Source organism: Echinicola rosea, from assembly GCF_005281475.1.
In the GTDB taxonomy this organism is placed as follows: domain Bacteria; phylum Bacteroidota; class Bacteroidia; order Cytophagales; family Cyclobacteriaceae; genus Echinicola; species Echinicola rosea.
In genome coordinates, this window is the sequence record NZ_CP040106.1 from 4634767 (window position 1) to 4660867 (window position 26101).

Annotated in this window: 18 protein-coding genes; all 18 read right to left on the reverse strand. The window is 45.7% G+C overall.

Features of this window, described 5'->3' with window-relative positions; genetic code table 11:
- Positions 1–54: 54 nt before the first annotated feature.
- On the reverse strand, positions 55–1188 hold the full coding sequence (locus FDP09_RS18195) for a family 43 glycosylhydrolase (protein WP_137404020.1): 1134 nt from the start codon (positions 1186–1188) through the stop codon (positions 55–57).
- Positions 1178–2605 carry a sulfatase family protein gene (locus FDP09_RS18200; RefSeq protein ID WP_229683335.1) on the reverse strand — a complete coding sequence of 476 codons (1428 nt, stop codon included), beginning with the start codon at positions 2603–2605 and terminating at the stop codon, positions 1178–1180. The genes FDP09_RS18195 and FDP09_RS18200 overlap by 11 nt, the downstream gene beginning before the upstream one ends.
- A 289-nt stretch (positions 2606–2894) precedes the next feature.
- Complete coding sequence (locus tag FDP09_RS18205) at positions 2895–4358, reverse strand: RagB/SusD family nutrient uptake outer membrane protein (RefSeq protein ID WP_137404022.1); 1464 nt, start codon at positions 4356–4358, stop codon at positions 2895–2897.
- Positions 4359–4367: 9 nt separating this feature from the next.
- Positions 4368–5825: a sulfatase gene (locus FDP09_RS18210; RefSeq protein ID WP_137404023.1), complete on the reverse strand. Its 1458-nt coding sequence runs from the start codon at positions 5823–5825 to the stop codon at positions 4368–4370.
- The gene (locus FDP09_RS18215) at positions 5812–7269 is read right to left on the reverse strand and encodes a RagB/SusD family nutrient uptake outer membrane protein (protein ID WP_137404024.1); all 1458 of its coding nucleotides are present in this window, start codon (positions 7267–7269) and stop codon (positions 5812–5814) included. Before FDP09_RS18215 ends, FDP09_RS18210 begins: the two co-directional genes overlap by 14 nt.
- 11 nt (positions 7270–7280) lie before the next feature.
- Positions 7281–10625, reverse strand: coding sequence for a SusC/RagA family TonB-linked outer membrane protein (locus FDP09_RS18220; RefSeq protein WP_229683334.1), 3345 nt, complete (start codon positions 10623–10625; stop codon positions 7281–7283).
- 358 nt (positions 10626–10983) lie between these two features.
- Positions 10984–12048, reverse strand: coding sequence for a FecR family protein (locus FDP09_RS18225; RefSeq protein ID WP_137404026.1), 1065 nt, complete (start codon positions 12046–12048; stop codon positions 10984–10986).
- 9 nt (positions 12049–12057) lie between these two features.
- On the reverse strand, positions 12058–12678 hold the full coding sequence (locus FDP09_RS18230; RefSeq protein ID WP_137404027.1) for an RNA polymerase sigma factor: 621 nt from the start codon (positions 12676–12678) through the stop codon (positions 12058–12060).
- Between the two features lie 303 nt (positions 12679–12981).
- On the reverse strand, positions 12982–14682 hold the full coding sequence (locus FDP09_RS18235) for a capsule assembly Wzi family protein (RefSeq protein ID WP_137404028.1): 1701 nt from the start codon (positions 14680–14682) through the stop codon (positions 12982–12984).
- Between the two features lie 32 nt (positions 14683–14714).
- On the reverse strand, positions 14715–15368 hold the full coding sequence (locus FDP09_RS18240; protein ID WP_137404029.1) for a hypothetical protein: 654 nt from the start codon (positions 15366–15368) through the stop codon (positions 14715–14717).
- 21 nt (positions 15369–15389) lie between these two features.
- Positions 15390–16904, reverse strand: coding sequence for a DUF4301 family protein (locus FDP09_RS18245; RefSeq protein WP_137404030.1), 1515 nt, complete (start codon positions 16902–16904; stop codon positions 15390–15392).
- Positions 16905–17060: 156 nt separating this feature from the next.
- A complete protein-coding gene (locus FDP09_RS18250; RefSeq protein WP_137404031.1) occupies positions 17061–18458 on the reverse strand; it encodes a UDP-glucose 6-dehydrogenase in 1398 nt (465 codons plus the stop codon).
- Between the two features lie 150 nt (positions 18459–18608).
- A complete protein-coding gene (locus FDP09_RS18255; protein WP_137404032.1) occupies positions 18609–20483 on the reverse strand; it encodes a heparinase II/III domain-containing protein in 1875 nt (624 codons plus the stop codon).
- A gap of 36 nt (positions 20484–20519) precedes the next feature.
- Entirely contained in the window at positions 20520–21407 is an 888-nt protein-coding gene (locus FDP09_RS18260) for a hypothetical protein (protein WP_137404033.1), read from the reverse strand.
- A 6-nt stretch (positions 21408–21413) separates the two neighbouring features.
- Positions 21414–22856, reverse strand: a complete 1443-nt coding sequence (locus tag FDP09_RS18265) for an MBOAT family O-acyltransferase (protein ID WP_137404034.1) — start codon at positions 22854–22856, stop codon at positions 21414–21416.
- A 113-nt stretch (positions 22857–22969) separates the two neighbouring features.
- Positions 22970–23740: a WecB/TagA/CpsF family glycosyltransferase gene (locus tag FDP09_RS18270; protein WP_137404035.1), complete on the reverse strand. Its 771-nt coding sequence runs from the start codon at positions 23738–23740 to the stop codon at positions 22970–22972.
- 1 nt (position 23741) lies between these two features.
- Positions 23742–24908, reverse strand: coding sequence for a glycosyltransferase (locus FDP09_RS18275; protein WP_137404036.1), 1167 nt, complete (start codon positions 24906–24908; stop codon positions 23742–23744).
- 60 nt (positions 24909–24968) lie between these two features.
- A complete protein-coding gene (locus FDP09_RS18280; protein ID WP_137404037.1) occupies positions 24969–26096 on the reverse strand; it encodes a polysaccharide pyruvyl transferase family protein in 1128 nt (375 codons plus the stop codon).
- Positions 26097–26101 lie beyond the last annotated feature (5 nt).

Consider the following 26101-nt stretch of genomic DNA (forward strand, 5'->3'; position numbering starts at 1 on the left):
CTTTTTACGTTATTGATTTTTTCTGTTTTTTTGATGCTACTGACACCATCAATACTACTCAAACTGCTGTGCCTCATCTGGGCCAGGCAGGGCATAATCAGGGTCAAGTGCGCGGATATAAATTTCACCATCCTCCAATACCTTCACTTCTAATGGTACGATGGTGGTTCCTTGTTCATTGATCGTTTGGGCAGTTTCTCCTAAATCCTTGTTTTGGATACCTTCCTTGCTTACAGGAGGGACATTACCATTGTAAAAAGCCGTGCACCACCATCGCCCATCTTTGTCCTGAAATGGTGTTCCATGCCCTAAAAAGCGCCCCACAAATTTCCTTGGTCCATAGGGACCGGTGATATTGTCAGCGGTACAATAATATAGATTATAGGAGCCCTTTCGCATCTTATCGGTGGACCATGCGGTACCAAAATGTACGTATTTATCGCCTATTTTCCTTATGGTAGCCCCCTCATGACCGATTACCCGGTCAGATGGATCAATCCTTTTTGGTTCGGCCGAAAGCCCTGTAAAACCCGGTTTGATAGGCGCTATAAAGGTATTGCCCCAAAGCAGGTACCAGGTACCATCATCGTCTTTAAACAAACTGGGGTCATGTTTGTTCCGCATATCATCTCCCATGGGAAATGAAAATGGTCCTGCCATGTCTTCTCCTTCTGACACTGCGAGATTGGCTCCTCCTTTTACCGGATCCGGAGAAGTGTGAACATAGATCCATTTGCCATCTACATGGTACAGCTCCGGTGCCCACAGTCTCCAGTCGCTTGCTGGCTTTTCGTTCAGTTTATCGGGCATTTTTTTGGCCCAGTAACCTTCTGCTAGATCAAACGGCTCCCCAAGGGACTCCCATTCCAGCAAATCTTTACTTCTCCACACCCTGATCTTATGCCCCACGATACTTGGTTTGCCAAACAGCTCCATGTTTGCTGCATCCAAACCAGTATTGTAGGGCTCTGTCTCCTCTCGCGGGTCATTGGGCAAGGGCGTAGTTCCTGTCAGATAGTAATAGCCATCACTGTCCAAATAAATATAGGGATCACGGATCCACCCATCTTTTAAGTATATGGCCTCACTATGCTGCTCAAGGAGCGCTTCCTTTGAATGCTGACTACAGCCTGATAATGCCAGTGCTCCTCCGAACAGGGCCAAAACAACTTGTCTCTTAATGTTCATTTTTACGTTCTTGAATGGTTGTTCCATTGGGTTTGGGACCAGGAAAGTAGTAAGGCTGCTTGTACAGCTTTTGCTCATCGCCTTGTGCTTCCATCCAGTGATCCAATTTCTTTTTCATTTTTGCCACTAAGGGCTGATATGCCGCTTCATTGGCGAGATTGTGCTGCTCATTGGGGTCGTTGGCGAGATCGTAAAACTCCACTGCTGGACGGACAAAATACCGCTGAACCACCGAAGCAGCCAAGGGATCCTGGGCAGCTTGTTCATCCCAACTGTCCCAAAAAGCCCCTGCTCCATCCTTGCGAAGGATATCTGAGTGGTTGGTGTGATAGGCATTTGGAGTCAGGTTGATGATAAGTTTATAACGATCATCTCGAATACTGCGCATCGGGTACACATTGAAGTTGCCATCACCAGTGTGAGTGGTGAAGATTTCATCCCTTAGATGATCCGTATTTCCTTTTAGGACTTCCGAAAAAGACCTTCCGTCCAAGTTTTTGGGAATTTCACTACCAGAAACATCCAGCAGCGTAGGCAAAATATCCACCCAACTGACCATCGCGTCTGTGCGGGCTCCGGGAGTGATTTTACCTGGCCATTTTACGATCAAGGGTGTACGGATTCCGGCATCATACAGGTTCCACTTCCCAAATGGCCATTGCGCTCCATGGTCACTGGTAAAAAGTGTCAGGGTATTGCCATCCAGCATTTTGTCCAAGTAATCCAGGACCTGCCCCATTTCCCCATCCATCCCGGAGACATCGGTATAATACCTCGCCCGGTGTTCTCTGGTAGATTTTGTATTGATGAAATAAGGGGGCAAGTCCACTTCTTCGGGATCATAATCCATCCTATCTGTCCACCATACATGGGGACGTCTGTCTCCAACAAAAATACACACAGGCCCTTCTACCTTGGTACTATCAAAATACCCGCTGATATTTTTGTACAAATTGACCTGTTCGTCATGGTGAAAATCAAAACCTGCCTTTTCGTTTCCGCCATAATGGGCCACTTTCCCAAAAGCAAACACCGAATAGCCGTTGTCCTTCAACATGTCGATCAAATAAGGAATTTCCGGTTTCGGGAATGCATGGTTTACTTCAGCACCATTTCTGGCGGGCATCAATCCTGTTAATAAAGCCGCGCGACTGGGCGCGCAGGAAGGAGAAGCGACAAAGGCATTGTCAAAAGTCATTCCCTCCTGGCTAAGCTTTTTCAAAACGGGGGTCTTTACCACCTCTGCTCCATACACGGACACATCCAGGTATCCAAGATCATCGGATAAGTAAACGATCATATTGGGTTGTTGTCTTGCTTCTGATTTGAAAAAGATGAAAACGGTCAATAGAAAGCAATACCCAAACAAGGATAAAACACGGAACCCGCCTCCGGACATAAGTGCTGGAAAGGTCATGGTTCTTTTTAGGTTATTTAGTTTCATTGTGTATTGGCACTGGTCATTGGTCTAAAATTTAAAGATGCAGATTCCATCGCTGGATAGCTGCCATAAATCTTTCAATTTCTATCAAAAATTCGTCAAACCCGCTAATTATTGGTGGGATAGGCTAGAAAACAGGTATGTCATTAAGCCTACCTGTTCCCTAACACCCCCACCTAACCTCCCCGCCGTGGCGGGGAGGATTCTCATGTCTCAGTACTCAAGTCTCATATCTCCAGACTAACATCTCAAAACTAGTCTCCCCTTAATACCCCTCATTCTGCACCAACATCTCATTGGCATCCAAGGCCGCTTGGGGAATCGGGAAAAGGACATGAATCGGTTTGGCATTGGTGATTCCACGGTCAATTGCCGACGAAACAAATGTCCCCATCCTGATCTGATCCTCTCGACGCTTGCCTTCGGAATAAAACTCCCAAGCCCGCTCATTGAGCAAGTGCTGCCTTAGTTCTTCGGCAGAAGTAAAATCACTCAATTCCAACGGATCCAATTCTGCCCGCTCCCTGACCATATTGATCAGGTCGATGGACGTTTGATTGGGGCCGTTCAGCTCATTGAGGGCTTCTGCCCGGCTCAAAAGAATATCCGCATAACGCACCCCTGGCACGTCATTGCCATGCTCGTTACCGAGTCCGTTGGGGTCAGGCCAGTATTTGAAAGACCGGGTATTATTATTGTCCAAAAGGGAAACGGTATTTCCTTGGCCGTTGATATAGCTGTCAATGATCAGGTCCATTCGTGCATCACCTTCCTCAAATGAATTGTAAAAGCTGTCATACAACCTGTACTGTGCCGCCCAGTTTCTCCAAGAGTTTTGGAAAGTCAGGCCCGTTTCGGGATCACTGGCAAATCCATCTGGAAAGGCTCCATTGATATAGTTGTTTCCGGGACTATTGGGAATCTGTGGATAAGAAAGGATAAACTCCGAATTTCGCTCGTTTTCTACCCTGAAAAGCATCGCATAATCAGGATAAAGGCTATAATCGCCCATATCCATCACTTCTTGGGCCATATCAGCAGCTTTTTGCCACTGCTTGGTATTCAGGTAAAACTTGGTCAAAAGCGCTCTGGCTCCGCCATTGGTAGCACGGCCATAAGCTTGTTCTTGTCCCGGCGCAGGTAAGCCAGGGATCACGGCAAGCAATTCAGACTCGATAAACTGCCGCATTTCTTCTTCAGACGGTCTCGCCAGGTAAATATCATCCTCTGGACTTTGTCGCAACGGCACTGGCCCAAACCACGTGTGCAGGTAATAGTAACTCAAGGCCCTGACGAATCTCGCTTCAGCAGTATAAGTTTGCTTCAAATCATCGCTAATATCGGCACCTTCGACATTTTCCAAGACCACATTGGCATTTCGAATGGCACGATAAGGCTTCAGCCACATATCGCCGTACATCCAGCCTACTGATGCATCCCAAGTAAAATTAATCATCAAGACAGCGGTACGATTTTCGCCTCCACCGGTCTCCCATTCGATGTCCGTGCACCACTCCTCAATATTCCGCACGCTATGGTGGGAGTAGCCGTTTAGGTATCCCTCTGCATAGGCCGCGTCCAAAGTGGATTTTATCCCCTCTTGGGTGGTCAGAAAATTTTCGGGGGCCATTTGGGAAAACAGCTCTTCGTCCAGCATATCCGAACAGGAGCACATCATTCCCAAGCAAATGGCCAATAGGTTATATGAGAATATTTTTATCGCTTTCATGTTGTTTTCTTATTTAAGAATGAAATAAGGTTCTTGCATTATGCTAAGTTTCCTGTCTTTAAATTGCCTTCCGGGATCTTTATCTTCCATATATTGGGCATTTAGAGCAGGCACTTTTCCGTGTACTTTATCCAAATATTCTTCCATCATTCCGTTCATTTTCCGCAGCACATCGGGATAAATGTAGGAGATGTTTCTTTCCTCCCCAAGGTCATTTGTGAGGTCATAAAGTCGAAGTTCACCTGTTTCGTAAAACTTGATCATTTTATACCCCTCCCAATAGATGGACGAAGCTGGATGACTTCCTTTTTGCAATTGGTAATGAGGAAAATGGAAAACCAAATAATCGTTTGGCCTCACCACCGGCGATGATTGCCCGTTCAGAAGACTGACCAAACTCCCGCCTTCAGATCCATGAGGCAGTTCTTGGATTCCCAGCCAGTCACAAATGGTTGGAAACAAGTCATAACCTACCACTTGCGTATCTGAACGACCCGCTGCGATACCCGGCCCCTTGACCATAAACGGAACCCGTGTCCCTCCTTCCCAGAGGGATGCTTTCCATCCATGTAGCGGCCCATTGATATTTGCAGGATTGGTGGTGGGGTACGTACCATTATCGCTGGTGTAGATCACGTATGTATCCTTTTCGATCCCTAAGTCCCCTATTTTATCCAAAAGCTGCCCAACGGCCTTATCCAAGTCCCAGCTCATGGCCGCAAATTTAGCGTGGTCATGCCTTTCTCCTTTTTCCCAGTCTTCCACCGTCGCTTCGGCTGTCGGGGAAGCCTCCATGGAAAGGTGTACAGCATAATGGGAAATTTGGAGGTAAAAGGGCTTATCAGCAGTCACCTGCTGTTCCATCCAGTTTATGGCCTTTTCTGTAGTGCTATAAATCCTCTTCGGGTTGGAAGCTGGATTGTGTTCTCCTTCTGCATTGGTCGTAGGTCCATCTCCGCCATCGAAGCCATGATGAGCAGGTCCTCCATTTCCCAAGTGCCACTTTCCAAAATGTGCCGCGCGGTATTCTGGCTTAAATTTCTTGATCCACTCGGCAATTGTAAAATCACTTGAGGAAAGTTCATTCACATGCTGGGGCGGAATAAGAAAATTCCCCTCATACAATGGTCCAGTATCGCGGTCAATAATATCCGTGAAATTTAATTGAGCAGGGCTTTTTCCTGTCAGTACACTCGCCCTGGATGGCGAACAATTGGGATGGGCAGCATAGCCATTCGAAAACACCATACTGCCCCTGGCCAAGTTTTCCAAATTCGGCGTATGGAAGTAGTCACTTTTGGAAGATGCCAGCGCTGCTTCCATCTGAACAGACGTGGTCCCCCAACCTTGGTCATCGACCAAGATTAAGATGACGTTTGGCGAACGTGTCTGTGCGCGCAGTCCGCTCATCATCAGCAGCATTAGCATTCCTGCACCGAGCAAGTTCATCTTCTTAATAACCTTCATTTTGAATCAATTTAGGATTTGAATCCATAGCGGCTTGGGGGATTGGAAATAAGGCATGGATAGGTTTTGCTACTGCTATCCCCCTGTCATTGGCATTCTTGGTCAATAAATCCATACGTTTGAGGTCTTCACGCCGCTTCCTTTCGGAGTAAAACTCCCACGCCCGCTCATCCAGAATATGCCGTCTCAAACTTTCCTTTGATGGAAAATCGGCCAAGGCAACTTGCTCAAGTCCCGCTCTTTCCCGAATGGTGTTTATTAAATCCACTGCAGTTTGACTTGGTCCATTGAGTTCGTTCACTGCCTCAGCTTTTGCCAATAAAATATCAGCATACCGTACCTCCGGAATATCATTTCCGTGGGAATTGCCCAGTCCATTGGGATCTGGCCAATATTTAAAGGAACGGGTGTTATTGTTTCCCAAGAGCGAAACCAGCTTACCATTTAAATCAATGTATTCCGTCAAAATCAAATTCTTACGCTCATCATTGGCTGCGAAGGATTCAAAGAAACCGTCCAATAAACGGTCTTGGCGTGCCCAGTTCCGCCAGCTATTCTGAAACATTAGTCCCGTTCTTGGATCTTCGGCAAAATTGATGGGAAATGCTCCGTTCATATGTTCATTGCCCGGACCATTGGTGATCGCTGTATTGACAAAGATAAATTCGCGGTTTCGTTCATTATTTACCTTAAACAGCTCTTCAAAATCGGGATACAACTCATAGTACCCCATTTCAATCAACTCATCCGCCACTGAAACACATTCTTGCCACTTTTTAGTATTTAAATAAAATTTGCACAACATCGCTCTGGCAGCACCCTTGGTCGCCCTACCATAACTTTCTTCATTGCCCGGGTCAGGCAACCCCGCAATGCTTGCCTCCAACTCCGAGGTGACAAATCCTTCAATTTCTGCTGGACTGGGCCTGCTAAGCTCCAGTTCATCCTCTGTGCTCTTCCGAAGTGGAACTGGCCCAAACCAAGTGTACAACCGGGCGTAGCACAGCGCACGGACAAACCTCGCATCAGCGGTCAACAACACCTTCATCTCGTCCGGTATTTCAGCAGCATCAACATTCTCCAAAACGATGTTTGCATTCCGGATCGCGGTGTATTGCGAAGACCACATGTTCATAAAAAGATCAACCGACGGATCCCAAGTATAATTAATGAACAAGGAAGCTGTCCGGTTAGCACCTCCACCTGTTTCCCACTCGGTATCGGTACACCAATCTTCCGCATGAAGAATAAAATTTCCTCTGTTCCCTATTATCGATTGATCAGCATAAGCCGCAAACAAAACCGACTTGATCCCTTGTTCTGTGACAAGGAAATTTTCCGGTGCCATTTGTGAGTACATTTCCTCTTCCAGCATATCCGAACATGACATAAATGTCATGCAAATAGTAACTAAAAAAGCATAAAAGATCTTTTTCGCCTTCATAATTTCACTATTTAAAATCCAAGTTTCACTCCTAGCAAAAATGACATCGCCGTAGGATAAGCATTGTAATCAATCCTGATATTGGCATTACCATTCGGATTGACAGCCGGATCCACGCCATCGTACTTGGTGATGGTCAATAGATTGGTTCCCGTTACATATACCTGTGCATTGCGGAAGGTATTGCTCTGCAAGGGAATGTTGTAATTAAGCGTGGCGGTATTTAACCGTAGGTAAGAAGCATCTTGCACCGTATAGGAATTCACTTCTTTCTGTCCTTGCGCTGTAGGATTGACAAAGGAAGGATATTCATTGGATGGGTTTTCCGGCGTCCACCTGTTCAGATAAGGTTCGGCAAACTTATTCCTCCTGAAATTGATTGGGAAATAGGTATCCACCAAGTTGTTGTTTAACATGCTGATACCGTGAACACCTTCGAAGAAGACGTATAAGCTGAAGCCCTTGTACTCAAAAGTATTGGCGATAGAGTATGTCAAGTCCGGGAATGAATTCCCCAGTACCTCCCTATCATCTGCATTGACGGTCTGGTCACCGTTAATATCACGGAATTTCAGGTCACCAGGCGCCACATTATCGGTCGTTTGGTCAAAATCATCCCCTTCTTGCCACACACCATCTACTTGGTAGCCATAGAAGGAATACATCGGTAATCCCTCTTGGATTTTCCAAATCTGGTTGGCAAAACCGGCACTTCCACCGATGATCTGCCCAACTCCTCCAAGACTGGTCACCTCATTTTTTACCGTGGCCAGATTCACCGTGGTCGTCCAGGTAAAATCCCCATCAAAATTCACAGAGGTAATGGCCGCTTCAATTCCTGAATTCTTTACACTGCCGATATTGGTAATTCTGTTGGTATATCCCGTAGAGGTAGGAATGGGCAGGAAAAGAAGCATATCATAGGTGTTTTTCCTGAAATAGTCCAAGCTACCAAAGATCCGGTCTCTAAATAATCCAAAATCCAATCCAATGTCCCATTGTTCCGTGGTTTCCCATTTCAGGTCAGGATTAGGAATCCGGGCGGGCTGGGTAGTGGATACTTTTTGGTCGTTGAATACCGCATCTGGTCCCGGCACAAAAGTACTGATGGACAAATAATTGCCAATCTCCTGATTACCGGTCTGTCCCCAACTGGCTCGGAACTTAAAGGTGCTCAACGCCTCCAAATCCTGCATAAAGGACTCTTCCTTCACCTTCCAGGCAAAAGCTCCAGAGGGGAAATAGCCAAACTTGTTGTTCTCGCCAAACCTGGATGAACCATCAATCCGTAGCGTTCCTGTAAACAAATACTTGTCTTTCAAGGTATAGTTTACCCTTCCAAGATAGGAAAGCAAACGGTTGGTTGCCTTGAAACTGTTGATATTAAATTGCGTAGGATCGCCCAGGCCGATGTTATCGGTTCCGGTAGCATCCGAGGGAAAGCTTTTACCATGGCTTTGGGTATTGGCCATGGAGAATTTTTGGGTCGTCACCCCTGCCACTGCTGTCAGGTGGTGATCATTGAAGGTTTTGTCATAGGTAGTCGTAAACTCCATCAGGTAGTTGGACTGCCTTTCCTGCAAAATAGTCGCAATCCCGCCATTTGCCAAGCCATCTTTTGTGGACCGGTCGATATACACGTCCTTGCGCTGGTTGGTCACGTCCGTTCCTAGGTTCACCTTTACCGACCACTCTGGTAGGATTTTATAATTTGCGTACGTAACGGCCATATTTCGGTAACGCTCGATCATGGCATTTTTGCCAAATGCCAAGGCCAAAGGGTTGTCGATCGAAATGTATGGTGAAATTCGATACCGACCGTCATCACCATATATCCTCAAGGTAGGGTCAAAATTATACGCCGCATAAAGTGCTCCATTGTTTTCATTTACCCCAAAGGACTGGGCAGGCACTTGGTCATTTTCACTGAAAGAAGAATTCATGTTCAGTCCCACCGTCAATCGGTCCGAAAATTTAGTTTCCAAATTCAACCGGGCACTGTACCGCTCAAAGGAAGAGCTCTTTACGACACCTTGTTGGTTAAAGTAATTGAGTGCTGCGAAGTAATTGGTCTTTTCATTTCCTCCCGAAAAAGATAGGTTTTGGTTGGTCACCGGTGCGCTGGTGCGGAAGAGTTCATCCTGCCAATCCGTTCCTCCATCTTCTATCATGTCCACTTCCTGATCGGCGATTCCTCCCCCATCAGCAATAATGCCATTCATTACCGTTTGATATTCTTCGGCAGTGAGTACATCCAGCCTGTTGGCTACATTCTGAACGCCTACATAGCCGTCGTAATTGATTCTCATTTGGCCGGATTTACCTTTTTTGGTAGTGACCATGATCACACCATTGGCACCCCTGGCACCATAAATGGCCGTTGCAGACGCATCTTTCAAAATCTCTATTGACTCGATATCATTGGGATTAATGGCCGCCAGCGGATTGGTAGGTGTCCGTGAGTCCGGGTAATTGCCCCCGCTCCCTGCGGTCATGGAGCTATTGTCTATGGGCAAGCCGTCGATTACATATAGCGGTCCGGTTCCTGCATTTACAGAACTGGCCCCACGAATACTGATGGATATGCCTCCGCCGGGTTCTGAACTGTTCTGTACCACATTTACCCCTGCGGCCTTTCCTTTCAGCAATTGGTCCACCGAAGTATTGACCCCTTGATTTTGCTCATCCGACCGTAGCGAAACCACTGATCCGGTCAGGTCACTCTTTTTCACCGTCCCATAGCCGACCACGACCACTTCTTCGAGTGCCTGCGTGTCTTCCTTCATGACCACATCAATGGTCGTCTGATTGCCGATCTGAACCCGCTGGGTCTGAAAGCCTATAAAGGAAAAAATCAGCACATCACCTTCTTCTGCGGTAATTTGGTAGTTTCCTTCCAAATCGGTTACGGTTCCCTTTCCTGAACTTTCGATCTTCACGGTCAGCCCAGGCAGCGCCATTCCACCTTCATCGGTGACCTTTCCTTTGACAGTAATTTCCGCAGCCTCTTTGATCGCTACTTTTTCACTATTTTCATTTTCACTTACATGAATGTTACTGTTGATTTGCGTGAAGCTTAGGCCACTTTCACGGGACAAAATTACCAACAGGTCATAAACTGATCCATTAAAATTATCAGAAGCTACTCTTTGATTGGTGTCCACACCATTCGTATCAAATGTAAATCTAAAATCAGTCTTCCGCTCAAGGTCTTTCATTACAGCTCCCAGTGTCCGGTCCTGCAGACGGACATCCACTCGCACCTCCTCAATGGTTTTCCGCTGGGCATTTGAGGTATTGGCCAGCAATACCGTACAAAATACCAGCTGGATCAAAAACCCATATAAAACTCTCATAGACATCTTTATTAATTGTCTCAGTATTTTTTTTTGCATAGTTTTAAGTGTTTAAGTGATTATTGCTTAAGCTTCCTGTCCGTACCGTCCAAAGTCCAGGACAGGAAAAAAATGGGCAGTGGGGAATTTATAGATTCCTTACTGCCTCTTTCTGCTAACTGGTATTGGTTTTTTTCATGATATTGGGGTTTGGTTATTGGGTTAATTTTAGTAATTGTTCTTTTTTGTTCATTTAATTTTGGATGGGCTGCACTCAGTTTTTTTTCCCCTCCCGGCCTCCCCTGAAGGGGAGGAGTATTTTTCCATCTCATTTCTCACGTCTCAAGTCTCAATACTCTCGTCTCACTACTCAATACTCTCATCTCCCCCTAGCCTTCAGCCTCACCTGTTTTCCGTTGATCTCGTATTCGATGCCAAGTGTCCGTTTGATGCCTTTGAGCACATTTTCAAGTGATTCATTCTTATATTCTCCCGAGTAAGCCCATGTGTGTTTTAATCTTGGATCACAGTGCACTTCCACTCCGTACCAATCTCCGATCTTCCGGATGATTTCGTCCTTATCAGATTTTCTAAAAACCAATACCTTTTCCCGCCACCCCGTAACTTCCAATGGGTCAAAACTTGTCACGGACCGATCTCCATTTTCACGGACACTTAACATTTCAGAAGGTTTGAGGATTACCTGGTTACCTGCTTCATCCTTTACTTTCACCTTACCGGAAATCAGGGCCACAGCCAATTCACCATTTTTGGGACTGCGTACATTGAATGTCGTGCCCATCACTTCTACTAGGGTACTGCCAAGTTCCACGATAAAAGGCCTACCGTCTTTTTTGATATCAAAGAAGGCTTCCCCCTCGAGTTTTACCAGCCTTATGGAATCTGAAAAATGCTCGGGAAAGTATAGTTTACTGCTCGCATTAAGGTTTATGATACTGCCATCTCCCATATTGAGGGTCGATCGTACACCCGATGGGTTTTCGCTGATTTCCCAAGATACCTGTGGCATATCGGTAGCTTCTTCAGGCCTGACAATATACACCTGAATCACCACCCATGCACAAAATGTAAACAGTACTGCGGCGGCTACTTTTTGAAATCCAAACCATGAACGCCAAGAAAATTTCTCTTGTACAGCTTCTTCCTCATTTTCTATTCGGGGATCCGATCGGAGTACATTCTCAAATATATCCAAGTAAGCACTGTCTGATAACTGCGGCTTGTCCTCGTACGTCAGCGAACGGATGACAGATGCCGCTTCCATGACCATTTCCCGTTTATATGGGTTTTCAGCAATCCATTTCTCCCAAAAATGTCCCCCTTCCCCAGTCGGATTTTTGGCCCAAGAAATAAAAAATTCATCTGCCAAGAAATCTTCCAGTTCATAGTCCCGGTATTTCAATATGTTTTTATCCTTGTTCATGTAGTTGGTTCACTTTTTTAGGAAGATACTTTTCAAACTGGCAAGCGCCCTGTAAACTAGCTTTCTGGCAGATTTGACGTCTGAAAAACCCATCACTTCTGCAATCTGGCCATAGCTCATTTCTTCTTCGTAAAGCAGCAACAGTGCTTGGCGTTGCCTTACGGTCAACTGCGCCAATGCTTTGTTCACCCGCTGTTGCTGTCGCTCACGGTATTCGGATTCTATCAGAATTGTCTCTGGAGAAAGTGATAGTGCGAAGGACTTTTTATCATGTACCTCATCAGCGTCTATAAGTTGGCCTCTTTCCTTTAATCTCTTGATGATTTCACAGCGAATACATTTAAATAGGTAGGACTTGATGCTACGGACTTCCCCAAGGCTTCCCCTCCTTTTTCTGAGGTATATAAAAAGGTTCTGAATACAATCTTCCACCAAATGGGCATCGCCACAGAATTGATAACCAAAAGCAAATAAATCAGAAGCGTAATTTTTATATAGAAAACTGAAAGTGGACTCATTTCCTTTGTTAAAGGACCTCCACACCATCTCATCCGGCATTTCCAGGTACTCCTTTTCGGAATATCGGATTTGGTTTTTTTCGGTTATTTCAGGTACTTTTTTGGGCTTCATTTCAATTTTTATTTGGCTTTACGGCCTTCTTGTAACATAAAGAGATAGAAAACTCTACAAACAACCCCATAAATCCGAAAAAAAATAGGGAAAAATAAAATTTTTATGTTTTACATAAAATGTAAACGTTTTCTTTAACGATTTAGCAACCTATACAACCATTAAATACATCATTTTCAATCTATTTCCATACAAAAAAAAGAGGGAGCCGATCGGCTCTCTCTTTTTTTCCATTAGCGCTATTAATCTATCACTTAATCAAATCATTTCAAGTGTTTTACAAATCAAAAGAAAACTCCTTCCTTATTTCAATAAATACATCAAGCTCAAGTGCCCCACCAAATTATTCCTGTCCCATCCCGGCACCCAGTATGTACCATCGTCACTATTCTCAAGGTACCATTTGTAATTTAGGGAATGGACATAGGTGAACTTGGCAGATACCAGAAAACGATACACTTGCCAATCGGCTACAAAAGACGGCACCAAATCCACATACTTCCGCCTCCAATCTTTAATTTCCTCAAAACGCTTGTAATAGAAATCATTGTTATAAACGATTCGCTCAAACTGGACCCCCAATTTGGTGAAATTTCTGTTCCAGCTCACTTCTGCAAAGATCACATTGCTCCCAGGCCCATTGCCAGCACCCAAGACCTGGCCATTGTTGGTGTAGCCGTGGCGGACATATGGATGGGTGTACCAACTATCCTTTGCCAGAATATTTTCCCTGACCGTCTGTCCTGTTTGGGTGGTTTCAAATTGTACCCCCAGATACGTGTCTGGATCTTCCAGCTGGATATACTTGGTGAAGCCCAAGGTAAAAGCCCTGTCCAGGTCCGGATACATAATCATCTCCCGGAAGGTCTTGCTATTTCCATTGGTACCATATTCACCATAAAATTCAAACAACTTCCCCGGACTGGCCCACCTGAAATATCCCGAACTTAGTTGATTACGTTGCTCCACGTCCATATCTACCACATCAGTAGGTCTTTTGCCGCTATTGAAAATGGGTAAATAGTCCTCGAAGCTATCCATATCCGCACGATACATCTGCGAAACACTGCTATACCCTAAAGTCAATCCCGGCAACCATTTGGGCTGATAATTAATGGTAATTCCAGCCAAATATCGCTCATCGTCATCTCGTTTTGGAACATACAGGGGGGTCTGTCTGAAAACATAGTCTGAGCCGGGAGGAAGATAGCCAGAATTTCTCAGTCTTCCCGCGATCAACTGCCCCTCAAACCTACCGATGCTTGTTTTGAATGGCCTGCTCGTCTCCAAAGTAGCATGCAAAAAGCCCGGGGCATTATTGCCCATAAGCAGGGAATTCCTCCTGCCCGGTCCCCACCATATATTTTCTGAAGAAATCCCTATGGCCAGGTTTTTATAGTGGTATTTTAGATGGGATTGTCCTAGCAAATACTCCACATAGGCGTATGGTCCAAACCGCTCGACGATATCGGAAGTATTCAGCCATTCATAATATTGATCCCAAGTGGATCCCCAGTGCTCCTGTGGAAACCCCTCGTAGGGCAAATTTTGTGCAGTCACCAACTCGGGCTGAAACTGCAAGCTCAACGGACCATATTCCATGTAAAAGCCGGCACTGATCAAGGTCTGCAAGCCCGTATTCGGGATCATTGCGCCATCATTGACACCGAAGGCATAATCGGAATTGTAATGGCCTTTGATCATTTCGGGAAGCATTTTGATACTTCCTTTTCCACCATCAAAGGTCAAGGCGCGCTTTTGTCCGTAAAGCTCCTCATACCACCCATTCTTTTGGACTTCGGTAACCGTCAGATCAGTCAGTTTCGGAGTCAGTGGGAGTATGGTCAGCGAATAGTCCGGGTTAAAATTCCCGATCAACTGCTGCCGCCTTAAATATTCCTTCAGAAATGGTGCGTTCAAGTTGGTCGTTTGCCCATGGGCAAAATAGGCCATAGATAACAGTAAAAGCGATAGTCCTATTCCCTTCTTAATCTTGATAAACATACATCAGTTTTTCTTCTTATCATCCGGTAATGCTATTCTACCAGACTTACTTTGATTTTGGACAGTGACCAGCTCTCATCACATATCTGGGAACTGTTTAGGTGTTGTTGTACCGTTTTGTCCCCGCAGACTAGTGTAACCTGCCCCTCTTGGTGACGGATGATCTTTGAAATGCGGTACTTGGTCGTCCATCCTATGGAATCGGCATATTGGCAGAGCCCTGGAAGTTCGGTTTCCAGTGCGTCAGTTTTGGGGTCATGATGTCTTCCATAGGGATCTGGATAAGATTGGCTTAGGCACCAAGTGGACAGGCACGGTTGGTTCGAAAAAGTCGCGTTTACCAGTGCTTGGCCATCTACTTTCAGGTACCAAATATCGGGACCACCGGCAGGGCCGGCATTGCCATCCCAAGAATCATGAAGCAATACGTCCACCGTGACCTTTAGCATTTTGTGGGAAGGTAAATTGTCCACCTGCACTGCGATCTCTTCATTGTTATAATTGCCTAATACCGTCCCCCCATCAAAACTCCGCAACCTCCCGTTGCGGACTTCCCCGAGGTCTTCTCCGGAAAAGTCATTTTCATAAACCACCACCGCATCCACTGGTTCCACATCTTCTTGACAAGCCGTCAGGCCTCCAATCAGCCCCAAAAAGATCAAGCTGTACCATCCTATTCTTTTCATCAAATTGTAATTTTGATTATGCTACACGTTTACTACTGGCTGGTGCTCGGTTCTCAGCAGGTCATTTATGGTCTTGACAGGAGTAAATGTCTCCAGCGGCACCTCTACAAAAATGGTATTCCAGTCAGACATGGCACCATTCCACAGCCCTGGCAATTCCAAGGCTTTTAGCGCTTTTCCATTCAGGGACTTTTCACTGATCAACCCTGCCTCTTGGTCGGCAAACTGCTGTAAGGAATAATTGCTGCCATCGCGCTTTTTAAGGGAACAAACCAAGTCCACTGGATTGAAGTGGGTACTTTCTGTCAACAGTGCCACTTGCTTTTCGGGATCGATCTGTGCCTTTTCGGCGATCTGGAGAGAAATTGATCCATCAGGATTTTTGGCCCAAAATGGTCCTCCTCCCGGTTCGCCTGTATTCCTAACCATTCCACAAACACGAATCGGCCTTTCCAGCTTGCCCTTAAGGAAGGATCGTTGCTCCAGTAAAGCGCTGTCCCAGTAGCTTTCTGGCAGCACCACGCATAGTTCGCGCTGCAGAAAATCCTCAACTTCTGCTTTCACCCCATCCCCACCATCATTCAGGGCATCCACATAATCGAACACCTGCTTTTGGATGTTCAGGAGCAATCCGCCCATGGCCATTTTATATTCTTTTGAAATCATACTGGCCTTCTCTCCTGCCACGTTGTCAATGTTCTTGATATAAATCAAGTCTGCGTCGATTTCAGCCAGGTTTTCCAACAAGGCACCATGACCGCCCGGTCTAAACAGCAAGCTTCCATCATGCCTGAGAAAAGGGGTATTGTCCACGTTCACGGCAATGGTGTCCGTTGAGGATTTCTGCTGGGAAAAGGACACCTCGAACGTGATATCATGGTCTTTTTCAAGAAGGGATTTTACACGTTTACATTCTGCTCTGAACCCTTCCAGATGCTCCTTGGAAACCGTAAAATGCAAATTCACCTTCCCTCCTCGTCCCACTCCATATTCCAAGCCCTCCACGAAATGTTCGTGCACCGGAGTCCTTTCATGATCATCATATCGGTGAAATTTCAGCAAGCCTTTTGGTAAATTTCCATACCCCAACCCGTGGTCATTCAAAAATCTGGAAATGATCAGCTTAAAATCCTTGTCCTGCAGTGCCAAGCCTATGTAACTTCCGATCTCCGCGAGGCTTTTATCAAGGTCCCCATAAAAGGGAAAGTGTTTGAGGTTTGTTATAAACTGCTCAGCATCTTGGTTATAAGCCAAGTATCCATCCCCATCCAAAAATTCGAAGAGCTTTTTAAACATCCTTGATGCTGCTCCACTCGCCGGTACAAACTTGACAATATCGAGGTGATCCCTTTGCGCCAGATACTGTTCTCCCAGACGCTTGATTTGTCCTTCTGACAGGGCTGTAATCCCATCAGAAGCCTGCGCCGGACGGATGATGGACAAATAAGGAAAACCTATTGCAAATCGGTTGATCTGATCCATTACAGTAGGCAAGGATTTACCCTGAATAGATATCTTTTCTGATAATGCTTCCATAAATGTTAAATGCTTTAGTGGTGGTGTGGTCGTTAATGTGCTCGTCAACATCAGCCGCTCTGAGGTGTGGAAATAACAGTCCAAAAAGGAAAGCCCTTCAAAGAAAGACTTTCCCTCTCTGAACTAAACACTTACAACACTCGGCTGAAAAAAATATCATGCCGTCCCAATGGTATATACCCTGAAACCTATATCCCTTAACTTTTGCTTATCCAGCACGCTTCTTCCGTCAAAGACCTGGGCTGGCTTAAGCATATTGTCATATATTTTTTGCCAATCATAATCGATAAACTCATCCCATTCGGTCAGTACCGCTACTGCATGGGCACCTTTACAGGCTTCGTATGGACAGGGCTCAGCCTTCATGAGCTTTCTATTGTCCACCTTGTTTCTGGAATTAAGGTAGTCCAAATCGCTGTACATCTGTTCTTCCCTTACTTTTGGGTCAAACACCGTCAATTTGGCGTCCTCATTGAGCAGGTGATCTGCTACATAGATGGCAGCGGATTCACGGGTATCGTTGGTATCCTTTTTGAAAGCCCAGCCGAGAAATGCTATTTTTTTGCCGCTGACGGTATTGTATAGTGATCGGATGATATTTTTGGCAAACCTTCCTTTTTGGTGATCATTGATCTTTATGACCTGCTCCCAATAATCGGCCACGCTGGTCAGTCCATAGCTGCGACTGATATACACCAGGTTGAGGATATCCTTCTGGAAACAAGACCCGCCAAACCCTACCGAGGCTTTTAGAAATTTATTGCCAATTCTACTGTCCGTACCAATGGCCCGGGACACTTCGTTAATATCAGCTTCGGTACTTTCACAAAGCTCTGACAGGGCATTGATGGATGATACCCGCTGTGCCAAAAAGGCATTGGCGGTAAGCTTCGAAAGCTCGCTGGACCACACATTGGTCGTCAGGATTTTTTCCCTGGGCACCCAATGGGCATAGACATCCACAAGGGCCTCCATTGCTTCGCGTCCTTCCTCCGTAGAGATTTCACCTCCGATCAGCACCCGATCCGGATCCATCAAATCTTCAATGGCCGTTCCTTCTGCCAAAAACTCGGGATTGGAAAGAATCTGAAACTTGGTACCGTTGCCGGTATTTTCCAGAATATCCCTGATGGCTTCAGCTGTACGCACTGGCAAGGTGGATTTTTCTACCACGATCTTATCTGATTCGGCTGCTGCCGCGATCTGGCGGGCACATAGCTCGATCCACTTCAGATCAGCCGCTTGGCCTTTCCCTTCGCCATAAGTTTTGGTGGGGGTGTTGACGGAAATAAAGATCATATCTGCTTCCTGAATAGCCCCTTCCACATTGGTGCAGAATCTAAGGTTTCGCCCCCTAGCCTCGGCAACTATCTTGTCCAATCCCGGTTCGTACACCGGAAGATTGTCCAAATTCTCGTCATTCCATGCTTTGATTCTTTCTTCGTTGATGTCCACTACGGTCACATAGATATCAGGACATTTTTGGGCAATTACAGCCATGGTGGGACCGCCTACGTATCCGGCACCAATACAACATATTTTTTTTACTTTCATTCGATTAATTAATTGATGGTTTTAAAAACAATGAACTAAACAGTAGCGCTGCAAAAACATTGGGGAATTCCATTAGGTATTCGGGTTATTGTTTTATGTAGAGGTTGAATCGATTCGTCTGTTGGTTATTCTCATTTGGCGGATGACTCATTACCATTCCGATAATGGCTGCGAAGGCATTGGTGTCATGGAGGAGGATCCCGGAATAAGCAGTACCTCGATGGTTTCGGCACGTTCTTTTTCCACGCTTAGCTCAAACCCTACCAAACTAGCCCCCTTGTTTGGGGCATCGTAGCGGTTACTCCTGCTAGCAGGCCACACTTTTACCTCTGCGTCTTTGGGGGACTTCACCTCCAACTTCATCTCTTTGCCATCCTTCTTCAGGATGGCCACGTTTCCATTGGTGTCCACCTTAGCGGAGGTGACCATCTTCCAACGGATTTTTATTGGAGCTGATGATGCACTGATTTCGTCCTTTACGATGACGTGGTCGTCGTTCTTTATTCCTACACCCCGCGTGACACTTCGGTCTTTTCTCAGGAAAACATCCGAGAGGTCCCCTACCGCAAAGCGAAAATCTTTTTGATCACTGTATTTCAACAATCTTGCTTTTCCGGTGACATCCATCAGCGAATCATCAATGGTGAGGGTATTGTGGCCGTGATTGCTGTACCTGAACACCGTCCATCGGCCACCTTGCTGGCGACTATCCCACAGGTCCACCTTCTTGGATGCCAAGGAGTGGTAATCCTGCATGCCCATATCCATCGCCCATCTCACGCCGTCAGACTCCAGCACAAAAGCCCCCATATCCATATGGGCGTGGTGTTCGCTGGCATTTCCCAATTTAAATCCCAGAAAAATCCCTTCCGGATCCTCCCATGAGCTCCGCATGGTCACTACTTCATTTTCTCCCGCTCCTCTCCAGGATCTGGAAGAAGGAGATGGTATGTCCCCGGGGGAAAATTCAGCTCCCAGCAATAAAACCGCAGGAAGCATCCTGGACTGACGGAGCTCTTTAAAGTCTTTCTGCTCCAGCACTTTCTTCTCATTCCAAAGCAACGAAGGATCTCCGGTATGGGCTGCCATCCAAAATATCGCTGGATTGAGGTAATGCTTCTCCAATGCGTCACTCCAATTAAATGTGCTGCCGGAATTGGCAATCATATGTAAAAAGAATTGGCCTGAGGCCATGAATCCTTCAGAACAGAACGATTCTACGGGCTCCTTTAGCAACGGTGCTAAGGCTTCCAGCATCAGTATATGATAGGTCGTGCCATAGGTCCAATACATCACGCCCTCTGGGAATACACCATTTTTACTGTATTTCTCCATCGGAAGGTGGCTGCTTTTCAGGGACCTTGCAATGGTTTTTGCTGCAAGTTGGGGCGCATCTTCATAAATAGCCATGGCTCCCCAGACCATGGCAGCATTGCACACTTGGTTCCAGTTATTGTCCAGTGTTAGGAACTGGTTGAATGTATTGTCATAAGATGGTTTTATCCCCTTTTTTATCAAGGCATCTTTTACTAATTGCCGCTCAGAGGGGTTCATCTCATCATACAGCCAATCATATCCTATCGCTACGGCCATCGTCATTTCGGCCACATCCAAAAAAACCTTTGGATTCCAGCTTTCAAGGGTAGCGGCATGAGTGATTTCTTTGATTCCTCTTTTTGCAAAATCGGCATCTCCGCTAAACTGATAAGCATAGCTGAGAAAAAAAACCTTCCTGAACAATTCCCTCGCCTGTGGCAGCATCGTTTTTCCGCGAAAATAAATCGGTGTGACAGGCTCATCAAACAGCCTCTCTGCGGTGCCCATCACCAATTTATCCAACTCCTGCCAGCAGTCCTCTGCTTCACAACTGGCCTTCACCCTTCTTTTGAGATCCTCCGTAAGCAAAATACGGGGATGGGGCTGAAGCTGATCGGCTACTTTTAGCCCCTGTCCCCGGACAATGGGAGCCAATAGCCATAAAGCCAGCAGCAAACAAACAGGTATGGTAGTCTCTGATCTTAGCAAGGTCTAGGGAATAGGAATACTAATGTATGTTGTTTTTTACTCAGAGGAGGCCCGATACCTGATCAGGTTATTTTCCAACATTTCCGCCAATTTTTCACCTCCTTCTTTGTTTAAGTGATCCTCATCCGAGAAGAGGTCATTCCTATTGGCAAACACTTCCTGAAAATCCAGTATTTTACAATCATTGGCCATCAGCACACTGTCTGCGCCGAAATTTGAAGTCTCCATCGCCGAAAGGTAGGCTGAAGTTAGTGGATACTTTACACCAATCACTTGCACATTGTTTTGCTTGCAGAGCATGATCATTTCCTCTAAGTTTTCCGCAAGTTTTTCAGATTGGGCCAGGTTACTGAAATGGAGATCCACCCTTTTCTTTCCCTTTTTGGACTTATCCCCTACCGCTTCCCACTCCTTCCTCACCAAATTATGCTTCAAAAATGATTTCAACCTTGCAAGGAAAATGTCCCTGTTCTTCGGACTGATCAAAGAAAAATACCGCTTGATGTACTTAAGATAAGCATATTCCCAAAAGCTACATTCAGAGTGTTCCAGTGGCACGTAGTTGATCGATGCCTCGATATTATTGAGCTTTTCTCGATAGTTTGAAAGTAGGTGATTATCGACCGAAACCAGCACGTAATCCAATTCCTTCTCCTTAAGGTAAAAGCATAGCTTATTTCGCATATCTTCGTACGAATCACTTCCCCAAGAGATGTTCATTATCCCCTTATCCTTTAGGTTTTGCTTCAGTGGAAGTCCATGGGAATCAGCCATGATAACCCCCCTCAGGTCTTGCCCCTTAATTTGCCTAATCATTTTGGTGTAGGGCGCGTAGTAAAGCCCATCCACCACAAATGTCACCAATATATTGATCGCCAATATGCCCAGCAGAAAGGGCGATAACTTCTGAAAATACTTTCTCATGATTCTCTAGAATTGGAAGTAAATAAATTCGATTTCGTCCGTATAATTTCCAGCAAAATAAATAAGCACAAAGACACTGTAATACATCCCATAGCGCAGTGGTCGTCGCCATTTGACCCCTAACGACTGTATGGCAAAATCGCCTTTTTTGCCCAGCCATTCGATCGCCACAAACAAGGCTACCAAAGCCAAGATCCTCACCGGAAACACTTCTGGTTTTACCAAAAGGGAAGTCGAAAACATGTTGGCTATATAATCTACTGCCATGCTTACACTTTCCGCCCTGAAAAACACCCAAGCCAAGCATGTGACACCAAAGGTCAATATCACCTGACTGGCTTCCTGCAAGGTGGGAAACAATTTGCCCTGGGCCACCTGATCCATATGGGTTCTGTTTTTTCCTGCCAACATCAAGGGCAGAAAATAAAGGGCATTCAAAGCACCCCAGATCACAAATGTCCAATTGGCACCATGCCAAAATCCGCTGACCAAAAAGATGATGAAGGTATTTCTGATTTTCATCCACAGCCCGCCCCGGCTTCCCCCAAGTGGGATGTAAAGGTAGTCCCTAAACCAAGTGGACAGTGAAATATGCCACCGACGCCAGAATTCGGCAATGTCCCTCGAAAAATATGGGAAAGCGAAATTTTTCATCAAATCAAAACCAAACAGCCGGGAAACACCAATGGCAATGTCCGAGTATCCAGAAAAATCCCCATAAATCTGAAAGGCAAAAAGCACCGCTCCCAAAACAAGGGTACTCGCTGAGTATTCTTCATAATTTTGGAAAATCACATTGACGTACTCCGCACAATTATCAGCAATGACCACCTTCTTGAAAAAGCCCCATAAAATCTGTTTAGTGCCATCCGCAGCCAGTGAATACTCAAACCTTCTACGCTTATAAAATTGGGGAAGTAAATGCGTGGCCCGCTCTATTGGCCCTGCTACCAGCTGTGGAAAAAAACTCACAAAAGTAGCAAAACTCACAAAATCCTTGGCCGGTTCCAGTTTTCGCTTGAACACATCTATCGAATAGCTGAGGGTCTGGAAGGTATAAAAACTGATCCCCACAGGAAGCACAATGCTGATGGCTCGCGGGTGGATGGATCGGCCAAAGAAACTGAACATCTCCGTAAAGCTCTCCGCAAAGAAATTAAAGTACTTAAAGAACCCTAGGAACCCCAAATTCACGGCAATGCTACAGGCCAACAGCCACTTGCGACGGGTTTCATTTTCTGTCCTGCCCATTCCCTGACCGATCAGGTAATCCAACACCGTACTGAATAGGATCAGTGTCAAAAATCGCCAATCCCACCAGCCATAAAACACATAGCTGGCAACCAATAAGAGGGTATTCTGTTGCTTTATGCTTTTTTGAAAAACAAACCAGTAACAAAAAAACACCAGCGGTAAAAAGACTGCAAAGTCAAGTGAATTAAACAGCATTTCCTTTAACGTTTATGGTTAGTTGGTTTCGTGATGGTCCTTGGGGACAAAGGATGTTTTTACGCAAATCCTGAATGCCATTGGTAAATGCATACATCAGCCTATGAAACGGCTTAGGTTTTAAGTTTCTTGAGAGGAGGCTTCCTAAGGTCACTGGCAGCGAGTCTAAAAATATACCAAGGCTCGATCAAGTAACGAAACCAAAATCTATTGGGATCTTCCTGTAACCTGTAAAGCCATTCCAGCCCCGTTCTGCCCATCCATCTTGGCGGTGTGCTTACGGTGCCGGCCACGTATTCTATGGCGGCTCCACAAGTCATGATTACCGGGGCATGCAGTTGATCTTTATTGCCAAGGATCCAGTGCTCCTGTCGCGGCATTCCCATACCCACGATTAAAATATCCGGCTCATACGTATTGATCATCTTCACCACATCATGGTTTTCCTTGCTTTCCACTTGGCTGTCAAAATACCCGTGGCGGTAGTTTATTTCCAATCCCTTAAACTTGTCTCTCAATAGCTTCACGCCCTTGGAAACACTGACTTCATCGGCACCCAAGTAAAAGACTTTTAGCTTTTCATCCCTCATCCGGCCCATCAATGGATCCATGAGGTCCACCCAGGTCAGCCTGTTGTCTTTTGACAGAGGATAGCCCAGTGCCCTTCCCAGCCATACCAGAGGCATACCATCGATTCTCTTTTTCGCTATTGCATAAAGGCTCTTTAGCGATTCTGAATTGCTCTTGTGATAAGTGTAGATCCCGTGAAGATTTTGGCTAAGGATGATATTCCTTTCTTTTGATCGTGCAGACTGCACCATAAAATCGAGCAGTGAAGACAAGTTAAAATCATCCACTTCTGTTCCGAGTAGTTGGTAGGCCATATCAGTTTAGCGTTTTCGTTTTTTTCAAAATGTATTCGATCCTGGATTTCCAGCTGTGTGATTCCACTACGGGCGTTCTGATTTCGTCCGGCTTAAATTGCCCTGACTGATAGCGTTTGTAGGCATCTCTTATTTTCTGGACCAAGTCATTGACATCACCGGATTTGAAGCAAAAACCGTTTACGCCATCTTGGATCATATTGGAAGCATCTTGAAACCTGGCGGCCAATACTGGTTTTCCCATGGAGAGGTATTCGTAAATCTTTAAAGGGGAATGGTACATTTTACCAGACTTAGTCGCTACTTGACCCGAATAACAGACATCAAACCCACCGATATAACCTGGAATCTGGTCCCAAGGCTTTCTGCCCACAAATTTGATGGTGTCCCCTAAGCCTGCATTGGCACAATCAGTTTCCCAATCATGCTTTTTCAAGCCATCCCCCACAACAGTCACCTTTAAGGGGATTTCATCTTTCAGCACATCGACCGCCCGGATCAGCACATCTACACCACACCAAGCGATCACCGAGCCGACAAATCCTATGGTAAATCCCTCGTGTTCCCGGATAGGCGTGACACTTTCAGGGTCAAAACGATCCGTATCCACACCATTAGGCACCACCAAAATCTTAGCGGGATCAATGTCAAAATGATCCAGCACCATCGCCTTGAGCTCATCGGTAACACAGATCAGGTAGTCACAGGAATGGTAAGCCTGTGCCTCCATCTTTTTGCAGATTCCTGACAGGATGATGCTTTTCCGGTCATTCTTGGCTTCTTCATACAGCACACTATTGGTTTCCAAAATCCAAGGGACCCCATTCTTTCTAAATTTCATCCCCATCAATTGGAAGGCCCCCAGACGTTCGTAAACACAGTCCACTTCAGCGTGTTTTTTAAAGGAAAGACGGTTATTATACATACCGTAGGTGATCCTGATAAGGTCGGCGGCCAACCGTTTAAAAACACTTTTGGAAAGGCTCTTCTGAAAATCAGTCTTATGGCCACTTTTCATGATGCGGTTTCCCACGATAAACTCCGCCACTTCCCAGTTCATGGATTTAAAACCGTTGATCACACCAAGAATGTGGGCCCTGGCTCCACCTGCATCGGCTTTCAACTGTGTGGAAACCCGCGGAGCTCCTGACAAGTAAAGTAATTTCATGTATTCGTTCGTTGGTTAGCGTTAAGGTTGCTTTTTCGGTCTTGTTGTTCAGTGGGCATTTCAGTTTTTGAGCACCTGTGCCATGCTGTCCAGAGTCAGGGTGTGGTATTGCTGTTCGACCTGCTGCATTTGCTCCAAGATCTGCTCACGTCGCTCCAGTAAATGGAGTACTTTTTCCAACAACGCCCCATTGGTTTCACTAGCTTCCAATAGCAGCTCTTGCAGCCCCGCATCTTGGTAAATACCCTTGATCTTAAGGTGCTTGTCAATGTCAGAAAGTACCAGCGGCAACACCTCGTATTTAGCTGCCAGCAGGGCACCGTGTAGTCTGTTGGTAATGATGGCCACGCCATTTTGATACGCTTTCCCAGCCGATTCCAAAGTGATCTGCTCCTCCTCAAAACTCACTTCGTAGCCCTTCTCGGAAAGTATTTCATAGAGTTCTTTGCAAAAACCATAATCCCCCAACACCTGATAAGTAATCTTCAGCTTATAGCGCTCTTTTACATGGTCAATGATATACACCAGTCGATCGACCAAAGCGTTTTTGTAACGCTGTCCATCATCGTCCTTGTAAATGGCGTCGCGGAAACTAAAAATGATCTCTTCCTTGCGGGCTTGCGACAGATTTACCCCATTGGCATGATAAGTCCAGGCCAGATCGGGAAAAAAACGTGCCTTGGAAATTCCTATCGCATGGGCAAGATCCAGCGAAATGGAGTCCCTCACCCAATAGTGATGGGTAAACCAAGCTCTAATCCGTTCACTGACCGCCTGCTTCTTGCCAATAGGCCCCATTGAGAACCCCATCCTGACCACCTTCACCCTCAGGAGTCTTAAGACAATCAAGAATGCCGAGTACGCTAAGTTCTTTTTGATTTTCTTAGTGGAATTACCAAAAATATGCCCTGGAGGGCCTGCTACCATAATCACCTGTTGGTCTTTCTTGAAAAGGCTCTTCCACGCCTTATCGAAAAGCTGCCTGTAAAAGCTCCCCTTGCCAACAGTACTTTTCTCCTGACTCGCCAAGACCAGGGCGTCCTTATAAAAAGCCGGTAACTTTTCGTCATTGATCACTACCGCTCCGTATGTCCTGAACAATTCGATGAGTGATTTATTGATGAGCACATCCCCTGTGTTTTCAAATTGGGTATTGCCCTGAAAATAAGTAGTGACTTTCTTTTCCATGCTAT